Consider the following 21413-nt stretch of genomic DNA (forward strand, 5'->3'; position numbering starts at 1 on the left):
TGCATAGCCTTTCTGTTGAATTTATTACTAGGTAACGAGGCGCAGCCATAACTGGAGTTAGGCAAGACGCGTTAACGACGTAATAAAGAAAAGGGAAATGGCTATAAAGGTTAGAAAAATGGGAATTCGTTCACTATTTGGTGGTTTGCGTGAAAAAATTGTAGGACAACACGTTAAAATTGTCTTTCCAGAAGGAAACGATGAGCGCGTAGTTCGTGCTGCGGCACGTTTGAAATTTGAGGGCTTGGTAGAGCCAATTATCCTCGGTGATCCTGATGATGTGCGCGGTCTCTTGTCAGAATTCGGATTTGCAGATCCAAATTGTACTATTATCAATCCGAGTGATTATGCGGAATTTGAGGCGATGAAGGAAGCCTTTGTAGAAGTTCGCAAAGGAAAAGCTACCATGGAAGATGCTGATCGTTTGCTTCGCGATGTAAACTATTTCGGTGTTATGTTGGTGAAAATGGGCTTGGCTGACGGAATGGTCTCTGGTGCGATTCATTCAACTGCTGACACAGTTCGTCCAGCGCTTCAGATTATTAAAACAAAACCAGGTATTTCTCGTACATCAGGTGTCTTCTTGATGAACCGTGAAAATACGAATGAACGCTATGTTTTTGCAGATTGTGCTATTAACATTGACCCAGCTGCTCAAGAGTTGGCTGAAATTGCGGTGAATACAGCAGAAACAGCTCGTATCTTTGATATTGATCCAAAAGTTGCCATGTTGAGCTTCTCAACCAAAGGTAGTGGTAAAGCTCCACAAGTTGATAAGGTAGCAGAAGCAACACGCATTGCAAAAGAATTGGCTCCAGATTTGGCCCTTGATGGAGAATTGCAATTTGATGCAGCTTTCGTACCAGAAACAGCAGCTATCAAAGCACCAGACAGTGATGTAGCTGGTCAAGCAAATGTTTTTGTCTTCCCAGACCTACAAGCAGGGAACATCGGATATAAAATTGCCCAACGTTTGGGAATGTTTGATGCCATTGGACCTATTTTACAAGGCTTGAACATGCCCGTTAACGACCTTTCTCGTGGATCAAGCGCAGATGATATCTATAAGCTTGCTATTATTACTGCTGCACAAGCTCTAGAAAATGAAAAATAGCATAAAACGATTTAGGAAGTATGGGAAGGGCTACATCAAAGAAGCGATTCTTGCTCCCTTGTTCAAACTTATGGAAGCCTGTTTTGAACTCGCTGTCCCTCTCATCATTGCCTTTATTATTGATAACATTATTCCTCATAGCAATCACGGTCAGTTGATTGCTATGATTTTGTTATTAGTCCTTTTTGCAGTAATTGGTGTCATTGTGGCGCTCACAGCCCAATATTATTCAGCCAAGGCAGCAGTAGGCTACACCAAGGAACTGACTCAGGATCTTTATCAAAAAGTCTTGTCCCTCCCTAAGTCTAGTCGCGATAGCTTATCAAGTGATAGTTTATTGACGCGCTTGTCAAGTGACACTTTGCAGATTCAGTCGGGAATTAATATCTTCTTACGTCTCTTTTTGCGGGCTCCGATTGTTGTATTTGGCTCTTTGATAATGGCCTTCTACATCAGTCCTCGCTTGTCTCTCAATTTTTTAGGCATGATTACTCTCTTGTTCGTGATTGTTTCCATTGTTTCTATCATGGCAAGTAAGGTCTACCTGCTTATGCGCCAAAGTTTAGATAGTTTGGTCGGTCAGGTCCGTGAAAGTATTGCGGGGATGCGAGTCATTCGTGCTTTTGGGCAAAGCATGCGGGAAATAAATACTTTTCAACAGCTAAACCAGACCTATACCCGCCAGCAATTGACAGCGGGTTTCTGGGCTTCTTTACTGACACCTGCGACATTTTTAGTGGTAAATGGTACCTTACTTGTCATGATTTACCAAGGGAAGCTAGCAATCAATCAGGGATTTTTAAATCAGGGAATGTTGGTTGCCCTGCTCAATTATTTATCGCAAATTCTGGTTGAATTAGTGAAAATGGTCATGGTCATCTCTACTTTAAACCAAAGTTTTATCAGCCTTGGTCGATTGAATGAGATTTTTGAGCAAGATTCAGAAGATGTTGAACGGCCCTTTGAGTATTCGAGTGTGTCAGAGGGTTGGACGGTGATGGTTGACAATCTGTCCTTTGTCTATCCGAAAGCGGCTGAACATGCCTTAACAGGCTTGTCGTTTCGGATAAAAAAAGGAGAATTTTTTGGTATCATCGGAGGAACAGGTGCAGGAAAATCCACCTTGGTCGATTTGTTGTTGCGACTTTACCCAGTAGAGCCCCAACATCTCTCTATATTTAAATGGAATAATAACTCGCCAGTCAACTTGAAAGAATGGCGGGAGCAGTTTGCCTTAGTTGGACAACAGGCCCAGCTTTTTAGTGGGACAGTGCGTTCTAATCTTTTACTTGGCAGGCGGTCGGCTTCAGATGTTGAGTTGTGGTGGGCATTGGACATGGCGCAGGCCAAGGATTTTATCAGTGAAAAAGGTGGTTTGGAAGCAAGTGTCGAGGCTTTCGGGCGCAACTTTTCAGGAGGTCAGCGTCAGCGCTTGACCATTGCACGCGCCCTCTTGCAGGATGCACCAATTCTGATTTTAGATGATGCGACTTCAGCCCTTGATTATCTGACGGAAAGAAACTTATTAACAGCTATTCAGAGAGAACTGCCTGATAAATTGCTCATCATGATTTCTCAGCGGACCAACAGCCTCTCGCAAGCAGATCAGATTCTGGTATTAGATAAAGGACACCAGGTTGGCCTGGGGCGTCACAAGGAATTACTTCAGACTTGTGCGATTTATCAGGAAATCAATCAGTCTCAACATGGTCAGGAGGTAGCTCATGAAAACTAAGACAAGTTTCAATCAACTCTTGACTCGGATATTCCGACACCCTATTCGTATTGTGGCTATTTTACTGGGAAGTCTGGGGCAAGTTCTATTATCCGTTTATCTACCGGTCCTGATTGGTCAGACAGTAGATGCAGTGCTGTTTGAGGGAAGTTCAACTCTTTTTATCCAGTTATTGTTGAATATGGCTTTGGTAATTCTCATCAATACGGTGATTCAATTCTTCTTACCGCTTTTAGTCAATCAATTGATTTCCCGTATGATGAATGAATTACGCGAGGAGGTATATGAGAAACTTCATGCTCTGCCCTTATCTTATCTGGATCGCCAGAATATCGGAGATATTGTCGCTCGTATTGCTAGTGACAGTGAGCAACTAACCAATGGGTTGAACATGATTTTCAGTCAATTTTTGATTGGAATCTTGACGATTTTCCTGACTATTTTTAGTATGGCAAGGTTAGATATGACTATGATGATTTTGGTGGTCGTATTAACCCCCATTTCGCTCTTTGTTGCTCGTTTTATTGCCCAAAAAAGCTACGGTTATTATCAAAAGCAGACCAAATCACGAGGACAGCAGACCAAATTATTGGAAGAAAGTATCCGTCAGTTGCCACTGATTCAGTCCTTTAATGCCCAAGAGCAGTTTATCAGTCAGTTTGAAGAGTCCAATCAAGCCTATGCGGGCTATTCGCAGTCAGCGATTTTTGCGTCTTCTACTAGCAACCCCACGACACGCTTTATCAATGCGCTGATTTATGCCTTACTAGCTGGACTTGGTGCTATGCGGATTATGGCAGGGAATTTTACGGTAGGAGAGCTAACAACCTTTTTGAGTTATGCCAGCCAGTATACGAAGCCTTTTAATGATATCTCTTCTGTCCTGTCGGAATTGCAGAGCGCCCTTGTCTGTGCAGAGCGCCTTTTTGAAATAGTAGGACAGAAGTCTGTTGAGGATGGTGATGTGATACCGCTAATAGAAGAAGAGGTAGGCGGTCATATTCGCTTTGAAGAGGTTGATTTTTCCTACAATCCTCCCCAACCCTTGATTGAACAGTTGACGGTCAGTGTTCCAGCAGGTGCAAGAGTGGCTATTGTGGGACCAACCGGTGCTGGGAAATCGACGGTTATCAATCTCTTGATGCGTTTTTACGAGGTCAACAAGGGACAGATTTTACTGGATGAAGTTCCCATTTCACACTACAGCAGGGCGGATTTTAGACGTCAAATCGGTATGGTATTGCAGGAAACATGGATAAAAACAGGAACCATTCATGATAATATCGCCTATGGTTACCCTGAAGCGACACGAGAAATGGTAATCGCAGCAGCTAAGGCAGCCAATGCAGATTTTTTCATTCGTCAGCTGCCACAAGGCTACGATACAGAATTAACCGACGAAGGTGCCTCCTTGTCTCAAGGACAAAGGCAGTTGCTGTCAATTGCGCGTGTTTTTGTACATCTGCCAAAAATTCTGATTTTGGATGAGGCTACTTCATCCATTGATACACGGACAGAAATTCTTGTCCAGCAGGCTTTTGAACGTCTAATGCAAGGTCGGACCAGCTTTATCATTGCCCACCGCCTATCTACGATTCAATCTGCGGATATGATTTTGGTAATGGTAGCAGGGCAAATCGTCGAGCAGGGCAATCACGAGCAACTGATGAAAGCAAAAAGTGTCTATTACCAAATGCAAACAAGCCAAACAGTAGAAGAGTTAGACTGAATGTTCTATTCGGTCTTTTCTTTTTTCAACATCCAGACTTTAAAATCTGTATTCACAGCTCAGCAACACTATTCAGGGCTTAATTTTCGCTACTCATCGTTGCTTTTTTTCGAAATACAGGCAGTATTCCTTCAAAAAAGCGCCTAGATTATCGTAAAATAAGCTCCCGATTGCTTATGAATACAGGTTCCTAAAATTGACTGAAGATATCAGATTAGGAGCTAGAAGGATAGGACGTATTTGTGGTATACTGGTTATATGTTTGATTTTGAGAAATACGGCATTGAAATGTGGCCACAAGATAAGATAGTAGCCTTTAGAAAGGCTCTGCTGGACTGGTACGATGCTCATAAGCGTGATTTACCTTGGCGGCGTACTAAAGACCCGTATGCCATTTGGGTCTCTGAAATTATGCTCCAGCAGACGCGGGTCGATACGGTAAAACCTTATTATGAGCGCTTTTTGTATCATTTGCCGACCATTCGCGACTTAGCAGAAGCAAAAGAAGAAGTAATCTTAAAACTTTGGGAGGGGCTAGGCTATTACTCACGGGTGCGCAATATGCAGCAAGCTGCCCAACAAATGGTAGCGGATTTTGACGGAGCTTTCCCAAAAACTTATGCAGAAATTGCCAGTCTTAAAGGTATTGGTCCTTATACTGCAGGTGCGATTGCCAGCATCGCCTTTGATTTACCAGAGCCAGCTGTTGACGGAAACGTCATGCGGGTGATGAGCCGTTTGTTCGAGGTAGATTATGACATTGGTGTACCAGGCAACCGCAAAATTTTTCAGGCTATCATGGAAGAATTGATTGACCTAGACCGACCTGGAGATTTTAACCAAGCTCTTATGGATTTAGGATCAGATATCGAATCACCTGTCAATCCACACCCAGAAGACAGTCCTGTCAAGGAGTTCAGCGCAGCGTATCTTAATGGTACAATGGACAAATATCCAATAAAGGCACCCAAGAAAAAGCCTCGACCAGTTGCTTATCAAGCCTTTATTATCCGCAATGAAAAAAATGAGTTTCTGCTAGAAAAAAATCAGCAGTCCAATTTATTGGCAGGATTCTGGTCCTTTCCCTTATTAGAAAAAGGAGCTGTCGTGCCTCCGCAAGTGTCTTTGTTTGAGGTGGCAGAAGACGGTCCACAAATCGATGTTCGCAAGGAATTTTGTAAGCTTTATCCACTAGCAGTCGAATGGCAGGCAGATGAATTTTCGCCAGTTCAGCATATCTTTAGCCACCGTAAATGGCAGATCGAGCTTTTAGAAGGACGTACTTCAAGCGCAGAATTTCAAACAGACCGAGAAGTACAGTGGGTTGCAGTCGAAGATTTTCATCGCTACCCTTTTGCTAAACCACAACAAAAGATGTGGGATAGCTACTTGGCAGGAAAACAAGGTTTGAAATAAGCTACAAAAAAATCCTTCCTATCAGAGCATATAAATGCTTGAAAGCGTTTTACAAAAGTGATATGATAATGGTGAACGAAAATGAAATTGAATTCGGGCTAAAAGCTCGGAAAAAAGAGACGCAGATGTTCCAACTTTAGTTGGTTACAGCTGAGGCTCCCTTTAGGGATAAATCTCATTGGTTGCAAGCTAACCTGCTTCGATTTCCAGGAGTTGCTTAACGCTCTCGTATCTTGCGTAATTGAATTCGAGCTAAAAGCTCGGAAAATAGATAAACATTCCTAGAAGGTTTGCTTCTTCGTCATGTTTCCTAATTTTCATTCGCTTTTTTAACGCTCTCGTATCTTATGAAAGGAGCATTGATTCATTTGCTTACAAATTCTTCTCTAAGGAGAGGAAGTAAGAGGAAAAGTCTACCATGTTTTATTAATATCTAAATTGAGTTTCCTTCTCGAACTCAAATTGCACAAATCAAGCTGCCCTATATTGATTACAGTGTATGTATAAAAATGAAATTATTGAACGAACTGTAGAAATCGGTTTGTAATCTAAATAGATAAGTGTAGGTAAGTATGAACTTGTTAGGGTAGCTAACGAACACGTAACACAACACACTATCTTATTTTCCAAAATAATCACTTCCTTGCTGGTAGACTTTTCCTTATTTGATAGATAGAAAAAGAGGTGTATACGCCTTTTTTCTGTTGTGAAACGATAGCATTCTAAAAAAGCAATCCCTAAAAGGAATTGCTTTTTGCATTTATTATTCTTTCACGAATGCGTTGATTTCAGCCTCAATTGCAGCAATTTTGTTTTCTGCATCTTGCATGTCTGTGCCAACTGTCGCGATGTAGAACTTGATTTTTGGTTCTGTTCCAGACGGACGAACAGCAAACCAAGAATCGTCTGTCAAGGTATATTTCAAGACGTTGCTCGGTGGAGTGGTCAAACTTGCCACATTGCCGTCTTTGTCGGTTGCGGTTTGTTCTTGGAAATCTTCTAGCAAAGCAATGTCTGTTTGGTTGAATTGGGTTGGAGCATTGCCACGGAATTTATCCATGATTTTTTTGATTTCGGCTTTTCCGTCGACACCTGATAGGGTAACAGAAATGGTTTTCTCTGCGTAGTAGCCGTATTCTGCAAAAATTTGGTCGATACCGTCAGCCAAGGTCAAACCTTTAGAGCGGTAGTAGGCAGCGATTTCTGCAACAATCAGAACTGCCTGGATTGCGTCCTTGTCACGAACGAATGGCTTGATAAGGTAGCCAAAACTTTCTTCGAAACCAAACATGTAGGTGTGGTTATGTTTTTCTTCAAATTCTTGAATTTTCTCTGCGATGAATTTGAAACCAGTTAAGACGTTGAACATGGTAGCGCCGTAGCTTTCAGCAATCTTGGTTACAAGCTCAGTAGATACGATTGATTTCGCAAGGGCTGCATTAGCTGGTAACGTTCCTGCTTGTTTGTGGGCTTCCAAGATATATTTAGCGATGAGAGCTCCGATTTGGTTACCAGAAAGGTTACGGTAGCTGCCGTCTGCTTGACGGATTTCTACACCTAAGCGGTCAGCATCTGGGTCTGTTGCGACCAATACATCGGCGTCCACTTGACGGCCTAATTCTTCTGCAAGAGCAAAGGCAGATTGACTTTCTGGGTTTGGTGATTTGACGGTTGAGAAGTTTGGGTCTGGACTTGCTTGACTTTCTACGACTTGGACAGATTTAAATCCAGCTTGAGCCAAGGCACGACGAGCCAACATTTCACCAGTACCATGAAGCGGTGTAAAGACAATCTTCATATCGCGACCATATTCGTTGATGAGGTCTTGGTTGATATTCACATCCTTGATTTCTTTGAGGTATTCGCAATCAACTACTTCACCAATCACTTCGATAAGACCACTTTCTTTTGCTGCCTCTAAGTCAGCTACAGCAACGGCAAACGGGTCAGTGATTTCGCGGATGTAGTCTGTCAAAGCATCGGCATCTGCAGGAGGCATTTGACCACCATCTTCGCCATATACTTTATAACCGTTGTAAGGTGCAGGGTTGTGGCTAGCGGTAATCATGATTCCAGCAACTGTTTGGAGATGACGAACAGCAAAAGACAGCTCAGGTGTTGGGCGCAATTCTTCAAAAACATAGGCTTTAATACCGTGTTCAGCTAGTACGCGGGCCGAATCAAAGGCAAATTCTTGGGAGAAGTGGCGTGAATCGTAGGCAATGGCAACCCCTCTGGCTTTGGCTTCTTGACCTTTTGACTCGATGAGACGAGCCAAGCCCTCAGTAGCTTGACGAACTACGTAAATGTTGATGCGGTTAGTACCAGCACCAATCAATCCGCGCATACCAGCTGTTCCAAATTCAAGAGATGTATAAAAGGCATCTTCTTTAGTTTTCTCATCCATGCTACGCAAGTCTTCCTGTAGATAGTCAGGAAGCTCTGCATAGTTGAGCCATGCTTGATAGTGTTCTTGATATGTCATTGTAGTTCTCCTTTTTTAAATATTCTATTAACCGCTTTCATTATATCATTTTTGAAAAGAAAAAGCACGCTTTCACGTGATTTTCTGATTATTTTTTTGCTTTTTGCAGAGTGGGTACGATGGCTGCTGTTAGAAAGGCTGCAATGAGCATTTCAGCGATTGAATTTGTTCCGATAATCGTGGCTAACATCTTTTGAATATTTCCATTATAGACGGAAGAAAATAGGAAGAAGATACTTCCAAGAACAAAGACTGTATTGGTCATAGAACCAATTGCACCAGCGATTAATAGTCCTACCCGCTTTTGTGATAGGCAATAGATAAAGTATGGCGTTACCCCAATCAATATACGAGGAAGGATAGCAACAACCAAAGAATACCATTGTCCATTGGCAACAAAAGGAGAGAAAAGATAGCTGGTTGGTAAGAGCATAATTGTATTATGAACAACACTTAAAATGCCCATCATTCCTCCTAGTGTAGCCCCAATCTTTGGTCCGTAAAGGATAGAAGCCACGATAACAGGGATATGAACAATCGTTGGCTTGATTGGGACAGGAAAGAGGTTAAAGATGACAGAGCTAAGAATGTCAATGACAATCATCACCGCAAAAAAGATAGCCAAGGTTGCAACTTGGGTTGATTTAGTTTGTCTCATGAAGCGTCTCACTCACTTTCTCTAAAATAATATCAATATCTGCAAGGGCGCCAACTCCGACATCACCACAAGCCAGTAAGGATTCTCTCGGTGAAATTTCCTCAAAGCCATAACTCTGCAATCGTTTGAGGTTTTCCTGGGTAGCAGGATTGAGGTACATATTTGTATTCATGGCTGGCGCAATCAACTTGGGTGTAGTGCTAGGCAAGGCTAGGGCAACAGCAGTAACAATGTTGTCAGCAAAGCCATAAGAGAGTTTGGCAATCGTCTGGGCAGAAGCAGGCGCGACTAGAAACAAGTCGGTCTGCTTAGCAATGTCAATATGCTTAATCGAGCTAGGGTCTTCCTCAGTCATCACATCGGTATGCACCACATTTTTGGATAAAGCTTGTAAGGTCAGCGGGGTGATAAATTGGGTGGCAGCAGTAGTCATTAGGACCGTGACGGAGTGGCCGATTTTTCCTAGTTGGCTTGTTAAATCAGCGGCTTTATAAGCGGATATAGAGCCGGTAACGGCAAGGGTGATATGTGCCATACTATTTCTTTTTCTCCAATACTTTTTCGAGGATTAAATCTGCAATTTCATTTTTTGTCTGAGCGGGATAGACATGTTCTCTATCAACGAGATAGGCACCGTGTTTAGTCGGACTAATATCCGCTAAATCGTTGGCTAAGATGTAGTCTGCTTGATTTTTCACGAGACTAGCGCGTGCCACTTGAAAGAGTTCTTCCTTGGAAACATTGACTAAGAGTTTAAAGCCGATCAGCTGGATGTCTGGTTTCCATTGTTTGATAAAAGAAATCACCTTTGGGGTCTTTTTGAGAAAGAGAACTTGGTAGTCATCGTTTGACGAAATCTTTCCCTCGGCATTGGTCTCATCTAGCAGGCTTTCAATATTTGACGCAGCCTTTACTTGCTCAAGTCCTGTCATGTAAACAGGGCTGTAGTCAGAGACAGCCATGCTATGAATGATGGCGTCGTGCTGGGGAACAAGCCCTTCTAGTGTACTGACTAGACTTGCTACATTTGTGATTTCTACAATGGTCAGACCATTCTGCGGTTGCGGCTTTATGGCGGTCTTGGTGGTAACAAGGGTCACGTCAAGATGGGCAGCTAGGCATTTTTCAGCGATAATTTTTCCTAAATGTCCCGTAGCGTGATTAGTAATAGAGCGGACACGGTCAATCGCTTCACTCGTTCCGCCAGAGGTAATCAAAATTTTCATGCTTTTATTGTACTAGAAAATCTGCTTTAGGTAAAGTTTTAGGAATGCGTTGTTTCTTGAAGCAGAAAGGGAAGATAACTAATAAACTGAATGATTTTTGAAATATTGTTCTAAAAATGAGTAAAATCCGTATATTAAAAATAATATATAAGAAAAACGTGCGTTTTCATAAAAATTCTGATATACTATTTTCAATAAAAAGAGTGAGGGTTGCTATGAAAACAGATATTGAAATTGCACAAAGTGTAGTGTTACAGCCGATTGTAGATGTGGTCGAAAAAGTTAGCATTACTTACGATGATTTGGAATTATATGGAAAATACAAGGCTAAATTAGCCTTTGACAAGATTGAAGCCGTGAAAGAAAATGAGCTCGGCAAGCTGATTTTAGTAACGGCAATCAATCCAACGCCTGCTGGAGAGGGTAAGTCAACGGTGACCATCGGTCTAGCAGATGCCTTATCTAAAATCGGAAAGAAAACCATGATTGCTCTTCGTGAGCCGTCTTTAGGTCCAGTTATGGGAATCAAGGGCGGTGCTGCAGGCGGTGGCTACGCTCAGGTTTTGCCTATGGAGGACATCAACCTACATTTTACAGGGGATATGCACGCCATTACCACCGCAAATAATGCCCTCTCTGCCTTGATTGACAACCATATTCACCAAGGAAATAGCTTGGGGATTGACCAGCGGCGGATTATCTGGAAGCGCGTGGTAGACTTAAATGATCGAGCTTTACGCAAGGTAACAGTCGGTCTGGGTGGTCCTTTGAATGGTGTTCCACGTGAGGATGGCTTTGACATTACGGTGGCTTCTGAAATCATGGCTATTTTGTGCCTTGCAACGGACTTGAACGACTTGAAAGAGCGCTTGGCAAGCATCGTGATTGGCTATCGTTTTGACCGCAGTCCTGTCTATGTCAGAGATTTGGCGGTAGAAGGTGCACTAACCCTTCTCTTGAAAGAAGCCTTGAAACCAAATCTTGTGCAGACGATTTATGGTACGCCTGCCTTTGTACACGGAGGTCCTTTTGCAAATATTGCTCATGGCTGTAACTCTGTTTTAGCGACCTCAACGGCTCTTCGCTTGGCAGATTATGTGGTGACCGAAGCAGGGTTTGGTGCAGATCTCGGTGCGGAAAAATTCCTCGACATCAAAACACCCAATCTACCAAAAGCACCCGATGCTGTTGTGATTGTGGCAACTCTCAGAGCGCTTAAGATGCATGGCGGTGTAGCAAAAGAACATCTTTCAGAAGAAAATGTAGCGGCGGTGGAGGCAGGCTTTGCCAATCTCAAACGCCATGTTGAAAACGTGAAAAAATATGGTATTCCAGCAGTTGTTGCCATTAACGAATTTGTCACAGATACCCCAGCAGAAATTGCAGCTTTGAAAGAACTCTGTGCAAAAATTTCTGTTCCTGTTGAACTGACAAGTGTCTGGGCAAATGGTGCAACAGGTGGTGTGGACTTGGCTGAAACTCTCGTCAAAACGATCGAAGCACAACCTGCCAAGTATAAACGTCTTTATCAGGCAGATGATAGCTTGGAAACAAAAATTACTAGAATCGTGACAGAAATCTATGGTGGTAAGGGGCTTGTCTTTGAAAAGAAAGCCCGCACGCAATTGGGTGAATTTGCTAAGCACGGCTGGGACAAGTTGCCTGTTTGTATGGCGAAAACCCAGTACAGTTTTTCAGATGATCCAACTGCTCTCGGTGCCCCTGAAAACTTTGACATCACGATTCGTGAATTCGTACCAAAACTGGGAGCAGGCTTCATTGTCGCTCTGACAGGAGATGTCATGACCATGCCGGGTCTACCGAAACTGCCTGCGGCTCTGAACATGGACGTGGCAGAAGACGGAACTGCAATTGGACTCTTTTAAAAGCCGTTACCAATCATATTTTATCGTAAAACTGGGGATTTTCTCCAGTTTTTTGGTATAATACTTTAGATAAAGGAGGAAATAAAAACATGAAAAAGAAATGGTTGAAAATAGCTCTTGTACTCAGCTTATCGGTCGGTGTATTGGCAGGCTGTCAGTCTATTCAGAACTGGTGGAAAAATACCAAGGCAGAGTGGATTGGACTAGATATGACAGTACGGACCTATGATGAAAATTCACAACTGATTGATCAAATGTCTGGGAAATCCTTATCCATTGCTCGAAATGAAGAGTTTGATTCAGTGGATAGTGAAGGCAATTCAAAGGGAGATAGTTCCGTTTTGAAAATCACCTTGGGCAAATACGAAATTGACCACGTGGGATCATCCTTGATTGCAGTAGAAGATGGCTTAGAAGATATTTTCTTGAAATACCAAAAGAATGCGACCGCAGACGATCAGCAGGCAGCAGTTCCAATTCTCAATCGTATGGTTTCGAAATTTAAAAACGACTTTACTGGAAAAGCAAAAGTGATTTTGATTCGTTCACAAAATGGTACTCCGCTTGCAACCTATGCAGGAAATAAGGTTTCTTTATACGCTTCTGATGCACCAAAGACTTCAGAACTGCTAATTGATGGCAAACGCTTGATTATTTATCGTTGTGACTACACCATTTATGACAGGGAGTTGTTGGAGAGATGATGCTAATTCGCACTGCACAGACGACCGATGCGGCAGCTATTCGAGCAATCTATGCGCCTTATGTAGAGAAAACAGCCATTACCTTTGATTTGGAAGTACCGAGTGTGGCGGATTTTGAACAGAAAATCACGCATATTACGGAGCGCTATCCCTTTCTAGTTGTAGAAGAAAATACCTCTGTGGTAGGTTATGCCTACGCCTCCACCTACTACGATAAATCGGCTTACGATTGGACGGCAGAATTAACGATTTATCTGGATGAAGAGAAGCGTGGTTCAGGCGTGGGGAGCGCTTTGTACGATGCTTTGGAGAGTGAATTGACCCAGCGTGGTTTTAAGAACTTTGTAGTCTGCATTTCCCTGCCCAATGATGCCAGTATGGCCTTTCATAAGAAATGTGGGTATGTGCAGGTGGCGCATTTTAAAAAGGTTGGCTACAAATTTGACAAATGGCATGATATTGTTTGGTTACAAAAGAGTTTATTGGAGGAATAAGGAGGCGGGTAGAAGAACTTCAAGACCAATTGAAGGCAGTTGCGTCTGCCGAAGAGGCAGAGAAAATGACGACCTACCTTCGCAACCAATTTCTTTTTTTAGGTGTGAGAGCTGGCTTACGCAGGAAAATCAGCAAGGAATTTTTTAAGCCTTATCAGAAGAATCCTATTGATTGGAACTTTGTCGAGCAGGCATGGGCTAATCCTTATCGTGAAATTCATTATACAGTAATTGATTACCTCACTATGAATAAACGAAAGTTGACACCAGAGGATTTGCCACGCTTGGAATCCTTGATTACAACGCATTCATGGTGGGACTCAGTCGATGGACTAGATAGAATTGCAGGGGAGATTGCGTTTTCCTATCCCAAAGCCAAGTCTGTTTTACTAGACTGGAGTGTTTCTGATAATATTTGGCTGCGTAGGGTGGCGATTGATCATCAACTATTGCGCAAGCAAGATACAGATACGGAGTTGTTAGAGCAAATAGTGGTCAACAATCTCGGTCAAACAGAGTTTTTCATCACTAAAGCGATTGGTTGGAGTCTACGAGATTATTCCAAAGTGAATCCAGCTTGGGTGAGGGAGTTCCTTGCTAAGTATGAGGCGAAAATGGCGCCTCTCAGCATTCGTGAAGCAAGTAAGTATATATAAAACGGCAATATCTGTTATATTATTGGCAGCCCAAAAAAGATTCGCCAGAAAATTGAAAAAGATGCAGGAGATACGGTTGAAGTTGTTATTCAGCTGCTGGAATAGCTGATAGAGACTGCCATTCATGAACAAAAGAAAGAAAAATTTGCATTAGCGGTAAAATCTGCTATAATAGAACTATGCGATGAGCCGAATGTGGCTGTAGCCACTTTCACGCTAGGGAGGTCAAAACGCAGAAGCGGACCTTGATAAGTTGTGTGAACCTGCTTATCACACGAAAGTGCCCTTAGACTAGGAGAAATCTTAGTCTTTTTTTGTTTCTGCTTTCTCATCTTTTTAGCGTAAACATCTTTTCATTTACTGAAAAAAAGTGTATAATAACAAGCATAGACAAATTTTTAGAAAATTCGAAAAAAGAGGTAGTTTATGGGATATACAGTAGCTGTTGTTGGTGCAACTGGTGCGGTTGGTGCACAAATGATTCAGATGTTGGAAGAGTCAACTTTGCCGATTGACCAGGTACGGTATTTGGCGTCTGCTCGTTCAGCTGGTAAGGTCTTGCAGTTCAAAGGACAGGATGTGACGATTGAAGAGACAACCGAAGATGCCTTTGAAGGTGTCGATATTGCCCTTTTCTCAGCAGGCGGTTCCACATCAGCTAAGTATGCTCCGTATGCGGTTAAGGCGGGCGCAGTTGTGGTGGATAATACCTCCTATTTCCGTCAAAATCCTGCTGTACCATTAGTGGTGCCAGAAGTCAATGCGCATGCCTTAGATGCTCATAAGGGCATTATCGCTTGTCCAAACTGTTCAACTATTCAAATGATGGTAGCCTTAGAACCTGTTCGTCAAAAATGGGGCTTAAATCGTATTATTGTGTCGACCTACCAAGCTGTTTCTGGAGCTGGTATGGGAGCGATTTTGGAAACACAGGCACAACTTCGTGCGGTTTTAAATGAGGGCGTAGCTCCAAAAGATGTCGAAGCGAATATCTTACCTTCTGGTGGTGATAAAAAGCATTACCCAATTGGATTTAACGCTCTTCCACAAATTGATGTCTTTACAGACAATGATTACACCTACGAAGAGATGAAAATGACCAATGAAACCAAGAAAATCATGGAGGACGACAGCATTGCAGTTTCTGCGACCTGTGTCCGTATTCCGGTCTTGTCAGCCCATTCAGAATCTGTTTATATTGAAACAAAAGAAGTAGCGCCGATTGAGGAAGTCAAGGCAGCAATCGCAGCCTTTCCAGGTGCTGTATTAGAAGATGATGTGGCTCATCAGATTTACCCACAAGCTATCAATGCTGTTGGAAAACGTGAAACTTTTGTCGGTCGGATCCGTAAAGATTTGGATGCTGAAAAAGGGATTCATATGTGGGTTGTCTCAGATAACTTATTAAAGGGGGCGGCATGGAACTCTGTTCAAATCGCTGAAACCCTGCATGAACGTGGATTGGTTCGTCCAACAGAAGAAGTCGTTTTTGAATTAAAATAAATCAAATAGTTTCATCACTTAGGAGGAAAGCAATGTCTTTAGAAGAATTGAGAAAAGCACGCATTATTACGGCGCTTGTGACGCCTTTTCATGAAGATGGGAGTATCAACTTTAAGGCGTTGCCTAAGTTGATTGAGCATTTACTTGCACACCATACGGAAGGTTTGATTTTAGCTGGAACAACAGGAGAAAGTCCGACCTTAACCCATGAGGAAGAGTTGGAGTTGTTCGCAGAGGTACAGCGAATTGTTGCGGGTCGTGTGCCCCTGATTGCGGGTATCGGAACCAATGATACGCGGGATTCGATTGAATTTGCACGGGAGGTCGCAAGCTTTGGTGGATTTGCAGCAGGACTTGCAGTCACACCTTACTACAATAAACCAACGCAAGAAGGGCTTTATCAGCACTACAAGGCGATTGCGGATGCCAGCAGTTTACCGATTATGCTCTACAATGTACCTGGGCGTACCGTAGCTGGTTTGACTGTAGAAACCTCTCTACGCTTAGCGCAACATCCAAATATTATTGCGATTAAAGATTGTACAGGAGTAGCTGCTATTTCCCATCTAGTCGAGAATGCTCCTGAAGATTTCTTGGTCTATACTGGTGAAGATGGGGAGGCTTTCCATGCTAAGGCTCTAGGAGCGCAAGGTGTAATCAGCGTAGCAGCTCATACCAATGGAGACGATTTTTATACCATGTTTGATGCCTTGGATAAGGGAGATATGGCAGAGGCAGCAAGCATTCAGCGTAAATTATTGCCGAAAGTGGATGCTCTCTTTTCAACGACAAGTCCAGCTCCCCTAAAAGCAGTGCTCAATCACCAAGGATTTGAAGTAGGCCCCCTTCGTTTGCCGCTTGTTGCTTGTACAGAAGAAGAAGCAAAAGCGATTATCGCTGTTATGGAAAAATAGACAACCGAAACTCTGAAATGAACATTTTGGAGTTTTTCATTTTTTATAGTCTTTTTAGCCTTGTTTTATACTTGTTGAAATTCAAAAATAACCTACTTACCCACTATTTACAACCATAAAACATATAAATTGGTTATATTGATAACGTTAAGATAGTGATTGGGTCAGGTTGGAATACAATAAGCCGAAGGTATTTAAACATAGGAGGATACTGTTGCAGTACTGGTACTAGGCAACGGGTTGCAGGTATAGCTGAAGTTAGATAAGACGAGTTAACGACGTAATAGATTAAGACAAAATAATTATATTTGACTTGGAGTGCACTCTAAGGTATATACTAGTGGAGAAAGAGGTGATCAGATGAATATTAAAAAAGCTAGTGAGTTATCCGGCTTGTCTAGTGATACCATTCGTTACTATGAGCGGATTGGTCTGATTCCAAAGATTCCGCGAAATAGCGCAGGTATTCGTGAGTTTAGCAAGCAAGATTTAGCTGCATTGGAGTTTGTCCGTTGTTTTAGGAATGCTGGAATATCCGTTGAGAGCTTGATTGACTATATTAGCTTGTGCCAAGACGGAGAGGACCAACATCTTGAAGAACGCCGTGCGATTTTGATGGACGAACGCGAAAAATTACAGAAAAAGGCTGATGAGCTCTTAAAAGCTATCAGCAGATTAGACTATAAGATTGACAATTATGAAAAAGTCATGGTGGAAAAAGAAAGAAAACTGTTTAAAAAAGGAGACTAAAGATGGTAGATTTAGACCTATTGAGACAAGAAAGTCCCTTTAAAATGGGAGCAAAAAATGAGGCCTATCAGACAGTATTTACGGGTCAATCTTACTTGGAGATGCTGGCGCAAGCTCCAGATGGACAAGTCGCTGTTGCCAATGTGACCTTTGAGCCAGGCTGTCGCAATCACTGGCATGTTCACGTAGATGGCTATCAGATTCTCTTAGTAATAGGCGGAACAGGTTGGTATCAAGAAGAGGGGAAGCCAGCTCGCTTGCTAACAGCAGGAGATGTCGTTGTGACAGAAAAAGGAATCAAACACTGGCACGGAGCGACCAAAGATAGCTGGTTTGAACACATTGCCATTACTTCAGGAAAAAGTGAATTTTACGATGCTGTGAGTGATGATGAGTATGCTAAATTAGATGAGGGATGATTGGGATTTCTAGGGTTAATGGATTGAAAGATTAACAGAGAGGAAATGAGGATTTTATCTCTGTTCTATTTTGCCAAATCTCAGCATGAATCTTCTCTTTCGATTTATGTTATAATAGAAAAAGCCTGCTTAAACGGCACAGCAACAGAAAGGAAATTCATGTCGATTATTAAAAATCTCTGGTGGTTTTTTAAGGAAGAAAAACGGCGCTATCTCATTGGAATTGTTTCTTTGAGTTTAGTTGCTGTTTTAAATTTGATTCCACCCAAAATCATGGGACAGGTTATTGATGCGATTACACGTGGGAATTTGACGAGGACAGACCTGCTTTTGCAACTTTTGTATTTAGTGCTAGCAGCCTTTGCTATGTATGGTTTACGCTACATTTGGCGGATGTATATTTTAGGTACCTCCTATCGTTTAGGCCAAATTATTCGCTATCGTCTGTTTGAGCATTTTACTAAGATGTCTCCGTCCTTTTATCAGAAATACCGAACAGGGGATTTGATGGCGCATGCGACCAATGATATCAACTCCTTGACCCGTTTGGCGGGTGGGGGCGTTATGTCGGCTGTTGATGCTTCGATTACAGCTTTGGTAACCTTAGTGACCATGTTTTTCACCATTTCTTGGCAAATGACCTTGATTGCAGTAATTCCGCTACCATTTATGGCGCTTGCAACCAGCAAGTTGGGTCGTAAAACCCATGAAACGTTTAAAGAATCCCAAGTAGCTTTTTCGGAGTTGAATAATAAGGTACAAGAGAGCGTAGCGGGGATTAAGGTGACTAAGTCCTTCGGCTATCAAGAAGCAGAGGTAGCGGCGTTTCAGGAAGTCAACGAGATGACCTTTGCTAAAAATATGCGCACCATGAAATATGATGTTATGTTTGATCCTTTAGTCTTGCTCTTTATCGGAGCTTCGTACGTCCTAACCTTGACAATTGGTGCTTTTATGATTGCGCAAAATCAAGTAACAGTCGGGGATTTGGTAACTTTTGTGACCTATCTCGATATGCTGGTTTGGCCATTGATGGCTGTTGGGTTCTTATTTAACATGGTGCAACGTGGAAGCGTATCTCATGAGCGCATCCAGAGTCTTTTGAACCAAGAGTCAGACGTCAAGGAGTCAACACATCCTGTCGAGCTAGCTGTAAATGGTCGTTTGGTCTATAATGTGGACCAATTCAGCTACGGAGAATCCGCGACCTTGTCTGCTATTCATTTTGCCTTGGAAAAAGGGCAGACCTTGGGGCTTGTAGGGCAGACTGGTTCTGGTAAGACCAGCTTGATTAAACTACTGTTGCGGGAACACGATGTAACAGCTGGAAATATTCACCTCAATGGGCATGATATTCGGGACTATCGTCTATCTGATTTACGCCAGCTAATCGGCTATGTCCCGCAGGATCAATTCCTGTTTGCGACGACGATTTTGGAAAATGTTCGCTTTGGTAATCCTAATCTGTCACGAGAAAGAGTAGAAGAAGCGACAAAATTATCACAGATCTATGAAGATATTGTAGCCATGCCAGACGGCTTTTATACGCTGATTGGTGAAAAAGGTGTATCCTTGTCAGGCGGGCAGAAACAGCGGATTGCCATGAGTCGTGCCATGATTTTGAATCCAGATATTTTGATTTTAGATGATTCCTTGTCGGCAGTCGATGCTAAAACGGAGCATGCGATTATCGAAAATCTCAAGGAAACACGACAAGCTAAGACAACGATTATCTCTGCCCACCGCCTGTCAGCAGTGGTTCATGCGGACTTAATTTTGGTTATGCAGGACGGAAAAATCATTGAGCGTGGTCGCCATGAGGACTTGCTTGCGCAAGGTGGCTGGTATGCGGAAACTTACGCTTCACAACAGCTAGAAATGGAGGGAATGCCAAATGACGACAGCTAACCAATGGACTGTTTTTAAACGCTTATTGACCTATTTAAAGCCCTATAAATGGCTGACAGCACTTGCTCTTGGCCTCCTCTTGTTGACAACCATTGTGAAAAATATCATTCCTCTGATTGCCTCGCATTTCATCGACCATTATTTGAACCATGTCAATCAGACGGCAGTTATATTGTTAATCGGTTACTATCTGATGTATGTCTTACAGACCATTATTCAGTATTTTGGAAATCTCTTTTTCGCTAGAGTGTCTTATAGCATTGTACGTGACATTCGTAGAGATGCCTTCTCCAACATGGAGCGTTTGGGTATGTCTTATTTTGATCGAACACCTGCTGGATCGATTGTCTCTCGAATTACCAACGATACCGAAGCCATTTCGGAGATGTTTTCAGGGATTTTATCGAGTTTTATCTCAGCGGTCTTTATCTTTACGGTGACGCTTTACACCATGTTGATGTTGGATATTCGTTTAACAGCTTTAGTGGCTCTTTTGCTGCCAGTCATTTTTATCTTGGTCAATCTCTACCGTAAAAAATCGGTCGCAGTCATTGCTAAGACTAGAAGCCTTTTAAGTGACATCAATAGCAAACTCTCTGAAAGTATAGAGGGAATTCGAATTATTCAGGCCTTTAGCCAGGAAGAGCGCTTGAAAACAGAGTTTGAGGAAATCAACCGAGAGCATGTGGCCTATGCTAACCGCACGATGGCTCTTGATAGCCTATTTTTAAGACCTGCCATGTCACTCTTGAAACTCCTCGCCTATGCACTTTTAATGGCCTATTTTGGTTTCCGTGGTCTCAATATCGGGATTTCAGCAGGGATCATGTATGCCTTTATCCAGTATGTCAATCGCCTGTTTGACCCTTTGATTGAGGTAACGCAGAATTTCTCTACTTTGCAAACCTCTATGGTATCGGCAGGTCGAGTTTTTGACTTGATTGATGAGACTGGTTTTGAACCAGTTCAAGGAACTAGTGCTGCGCAGATTGAAGAAGGTATGATTGAGTTTCGTGATGTAGTTTTCTCTTATGACGGGAAACGGCGGATTTTGGATGGCATTTCTTTTCAGGTCAAGCAGGGAGAGACGATTGCCTTTGTCGGAGCAACCGGTTCTGGGAAGTCTTCGATTATCAATGTCTTGATGCGCTTTTATGAATTTGAATCGGGTCAGGTTTTGATTGACGGACAGGACATTCGTCAATTTTCACAAGCAGAATTGCGTAAGAAGATTGGACTTGTCTTACAAGATCCATTCCTTTATCATGGAACAATCGAGTCTAATATCAAGATGTACCAAGATATTTCTGATGAAGAAGTACGAGCAGCTGCAGCATTTGTCGATGCTGATCAATTTATTCAGAAATTACCAGAACGGTATCAAGCTACAGTATCCGAGCGTGGCAGCAGTTTTTCAACTGGTCAGCGGCAATTACTTGCTTTTGCGCGGACAGTTGCTACTCAGCCTAAGATTTTGATTTTGGATGAGGCAACGGCAAATATTGACTCCGAAACTGAGCAGATTGTCCAGCATTCCCTTGAAAAAATGCGTCAAGGACGTACAACAATTGCTATTGCTCACCGCCTATCGACTATTCAAGATGCTAACTGTATTTACGTTCTTGACAAGGGCAAGATTATCGAAAGTGGCACACACGAAGAACTACTCGAAAAAGCAGGTACATATCATAAAATGTATCAATTACAAGCTGGTATGCTTATTCATTCGTAAAACAAATAAAAAAGAAATGAATGTTTCAAAAAAATGTAAAAATTTTTTCTAGAAGCATTCGTTTTTTGATGGAAATAGCGAATA

Annotated in this window: 18 protein-coding genes; 14 read left to right on the plus strand and 4 right to left on the minus strand. The window is 42.4% G+C overall.

Annotation, left to right across the window (positions count from 1 at the left end; all coding sequences use genetic code 11):
- The first annotated feature begins 118 nt into the window (after positions 1 to 118).
- The 4 genes from pta (at position 119) to mutY (ending at position 5994) form a co-directional block, all read left to right on the plus strand.
- Entirely contained in the window at positions 119 to 1114 is a 996-nt protein-coding gene (gene pta, locus CHF41_RS06970; RefSeq protein ID WP_119877162.1) for a phosphate acetyltransferase, read from the plus strand.
- Between the two features lies 1 nt (position 1115).
- Entirely contained in the window at positions 1116 to 2849 is a 1734-nt protein-coding gene (locus CHF41_RS06975; protein ID WP_119877163.1) for an ABC transporter ATP-binding protein, read from the plus strand.
- Complete coding sequence (locus tag CHF41_RS06980) at positions 2839 to 4578, plus strand: ABC transporter ATP-binding protein (RefSeq protein ID WP_119876601.1); 1740 nt, start codon at positions 2839 to 2841, stop codon at positions 4576 to 4578. The genes CHF41_RS06975 and CHF41_RS06980 overlap by 11 nt, the downstream gene beginning before the upstream one ends.
- Before the next feature lie 258 nt (positions 4579 to 4836).
- On the plus strand, positions 4837 to 5994 hold the full coding sequence (mutY, locus tag CHF41_RS06985) for an A/G-specific adenine glycosylase (protein WP_162911957.1): 1158 nt from the start codon (positions 4837 to 4839) through the stop codon (positions 5992 to 5994).
- A 763-nt stretch (positions 5995 to 6757) separates the two neighbouring features.
- Here the strand turns inward: mutY and CHF41_RS06990 are convergent.
- The 4 genes from CHF41_RS06990 to coaB form a co-directional block, all read right to left on the minus strand.
- Positions 6758 to 8479: a phospho-sugar mutase gene (locus CHF41_RS06990; RefSeq protein ID WP_119876602.1), complete on the minus strand. Its 1722-nt coding sequence runs from the start codon at positions 8477 to 8479 to the stop codon at positions 6758 to 6760.
- Positions 8480 to 8567: 88 nt separating this feature from the next.
- Positions 8568 to 9137: an ECF transporter S component gene (locus CHF41_RS06995; protein WP_119876603.1), complete on the minus strand. Its 570-nt coding sequence runs from the start codon at positions 9135 to 9137 to the stop codon at positions 8568 to 8570.
- On the minus strand, positions 9124 to 9672 hold the full coding sequence (coaC, locus tag CHF41_RS07000) for a phosphopantothenoylcysteine decarboxylase (protein ID WP_119876604.1): 549 nt from the start codon (positions 9670 to 9672) through the stop codon (positions 9124 to 9126). The genes CHF41_RS06995 and coaC overlap by 14 nt, the downstream gene beginning before the upstream one ends.
- Position 9673: 1 nt before the next feature.
- Entirely contained in the window at positions 9674 to 10363 is a 690-nt protein-coding gene (gene coaB / locus CHF41_RS07005) for a phosphopantothenate--cysteine ligase (RefSeq protein ID WP_119876605.1), read from the minus strand.
- Between the two features lie 215 nt (positions 10364 to 10578).
- Here coaB and CHF41_RS07010 point away from each other — a divergent pair, with 215 nt between their 5' ends.
- The 10 genes from CHF41_RS07010 (at position 10579) to CHF41_RS07060 (ending at position 21329) form a co-directional block, all read left to right on the plus strand.
- Positions 10579 to 12249 carry a formate--tetrahydrofolate ligase gene (locus CHF41_RS07010; RefSeq protein WP_119876606.1) on the plus strand — a complete coding sequence of 557 codons (1671 nt, stop codon included), beginning with the start codon at positions 10579 to 10581 and terminating at the stop codon, positions 12247 to 12249.
- An 89-nt stretch (positions 12250 to 12338) separates the two neighbouring features.
- The gene (locus CHF41_RS07015; protein ID WP_067089964.1) at positions 12339 to 12953 is read left to right on the plus strand and encodes a DUF5052 family protein; all 615 of its coding nucleotides are present in this window, start codon (positions 12339 to 12341) and stop codon (positions 12951 to 12953) included.
- Complete coding sequence (locus tag CHF41_RS07020; protein WP_119876607.1) at positions 12950 to 13447, plus strand: GNAT family N-acetyltransferase; 498 nt, start codon at positions 12950 to 12952, stop codon at positions 13445 to 13447. The genes CHF41_RS07015 and CHF41_RS07020 overlap by 4 nt, the downstream gene beginning before the upstream one ends.
- Positions 13417 to 14103 (plus strand): DNA alkylation repair protein, encoded by a 687-nt coding sequence (locus CHF41_RS07025; RefSeq protein ID WP_240622942.1) that lies wholly within the window; start codon positions 13417 to 13419, stop codon positions 14101 to 14103. Before CHF41_RS07020 ends, CHF41_RS07025 begins: the two co-directional genes overlap by 31 nt.
- Before the next feature lie 426 nt (positions 14104 to 14529).
- Positions 14530 to 15606 carry an aspartate-semialdehyde dehydrogenase gene (locus tag CHF41_RS07035; RefSeq protein WP_119876608.1) on the plus strand — a complete coding sequence of 359 codons (1077 nt, stop codon included), beginning with the start codon at positions 14530 to 14532 and terminating at the stop codon, positions 15604 to 15606.
- 32 nt (positions 15607 to 15638) lie between these two features.
- Positions 15639 to 16520, plus strand: coding sequence for a 4-hydroxy-tetrahydrodipicolinate synthase (dapA, locus tag CHF41_RS07040; RefSeq protein WP_119876609.1), 882 nt, complete (start codon positions 15639 to 15641; stop codon positions 16518 to 16520).
- A gap of 360 nt (positions 16521 to 16880) precedes the next feature.
- Positions 16881 to 17270, plus strand: coding sequence for a stress response transcriptional regulator NmlR (gene nmlR / locus CHF41_RS07045; RefSeq protein WP_119876610.1), 390 nt, complete (start codon positions 16881 to 16883; stop codon positions 17268 to 17270).
- Between the two features lie 2 nt (positions 17271 to 17272).
- Positions 17273 to 17689 carry a cupin domain-containing protein gene (locus tag CHF41_RS07050; protein ID WP_119876611.1) on the plus strand — a complete coding sequence of 139 codons (417 nt, stop codon included), beginning with the start codon at positions 17273 to 17275 and terminating at the stop codon, positions 17687 to 17689.
- Positions 17690 to 17848: 159 nt separating this feature from the next.
- Positions 17849 to 19597: an ABC transporter ATP-binding protein gene (locus CHF41_RS07055; RefSeq protein ID WP_119876612.1), complete on the plus strand. Its 1749-nt coding sequence runs from the start codon at positions 17849 to 17851 to the stop codon at positions 19595 to 19597.
- Positions 19584 to 21329, plus strand: a complete 1746-nt coding sequence (locus CHF41_RS07060) for an ABC transporter ATP-binding protein (protein ID WP_119876613.1) — start codon at positions 19584 to 19586, stop codon at positions 21327 to 21329. Before CHF41_RS07055 ends, CHF41_RS07060 begins: the two co-directional genes overlap by 14 nt.
- Positions 21330 to 21413: the final 84 nt, after the last annotated feature.

The organism is Streptococcus respiraculi, from assembly GCF_003595525.1.
In the GTDB taxonomy this organism is placed as follows: Bacteria; Bacillota; Bacilli; order Lactobacillales; family Streptococcaceae; genus Streptococcus; species Streptococcus respiraculi.

What these genes read in the sequence shown, in the direction of transcription:
- pta (WP_119877162.1), top strand. Translation starts at nt 119, where the DNA reads ATGGGAATTCGTTCACTATTTGGTGGTTTGCGTGAAAAAATTGTAGGA.
- CHF41_RS06980 (WP_119876601.1), top strand. Translation starts at nt 2,839, where the DNA reads ATGAAAACTAAGACAAGTTTCAATCAACTCTTGACTCGGATATTCCGA.
- mutY (WP_162911957.1), top strand. Translation starts at nt 4,837, where the DNA reads ATGTTTGATTTTGAGAAATACGGCATTGAAATGTGGCCACAAGATAAG.
- CHF41_RS06990 (WP_119876602.1), bottom strand. Translation starts at nt 8,479, where the DNA reads ATGACATATCAAGAACACTATCAAGCATGGCTCAACTATGCAGAGCTT.
- CHF41_RS06995 (WP_119876603.1), bottom strand. Translation starts at nt 9,137, where the DNA reads ATGAGACAAACTAAATCAACCCAAGTTGCAACCTTGGCTATCTTTTTT.
- coaC (WP_119876604.1), bottom strand. Translation starts at nt 9,672, where the DNA reads ATGGCACATATCACCCTTGCCGTTACCGGCTCTATATCCGCTTATAAA.
- coaB (WP_119876605.1), bottom strand. Translation starts at nt 10,363, where the DNA reads ATGAAAATTTTGATTACCTCTGGCGGAACGAGTGAAGCGATTGACCGT.
- CHF41_RS07010 (WP_119876606.1), top strand. Translation starts at nt 10,579, where the DNA reads ATGAAAACAGATATTGAAATTGCACAAAGTGTAGTGTTACAGCCGATT.
- CHF41_RS07015 (WP_067089964.1), top strand. Translation starts at nt 12,339, where the DNA reads ATGAAAAAGAAATGGTTGAAAATAGCTCTTGTACTCAGCTTATCGGTC.
- CHF41_RS07020 (WP_119876607.1), top strand. Translation starts at nt 12,950, where the DNA reads ATGATGCTAATTCGCACTGCACAGACGACCGATGCGGCAGCTATTCGA.
- CHF41_RS07035 (WP_119876608.1), top strand. Translation starts at nt 14,530, where the DNA reads ATGGGATATACAGTAGCTGTTGTTGGTGCAACTGGTGCGGTTGGTGCA.
- dapA (WP_119876609.1), top strand. Translation starts at nt 15,639, where the DNA reads ATGTCTTTAGAAGAATTGAGAAAAGCACGCATTATTACGGCGCTTGTG.
- nmlR (WP_119876610.1), top strand. Translation starts at nt 16,881, where the DNA reads ATGAATATTAAAAAAGCTAGTGAGTTATCCGGCTTGTCTAGTGATACC.
- CHF41_RS07050 (WP_119876611.1), top strand. Translation starts at nt 17,273, where the DNA reads ATGGTAGATTTAGACCTATTGAGACAAGAAAGTCCCTTTAAAATGGGA.
- CHF41_RS07055 (WP_119876612.1), top strand. Translation starts at nt 17,849, where the DNA reads ATGTCGATTATTAAAAATCTCTGGTGGTTTTTTAAGGAAGAAAAACGG.
- CHF41_RS07060 (WP_119876613.1), top strand. Translation starts at nt 19,584, where the DNA reads ATGACGACAGCTAACCAATGGACTGTTTTTAAACGCTTATTGACCTAT.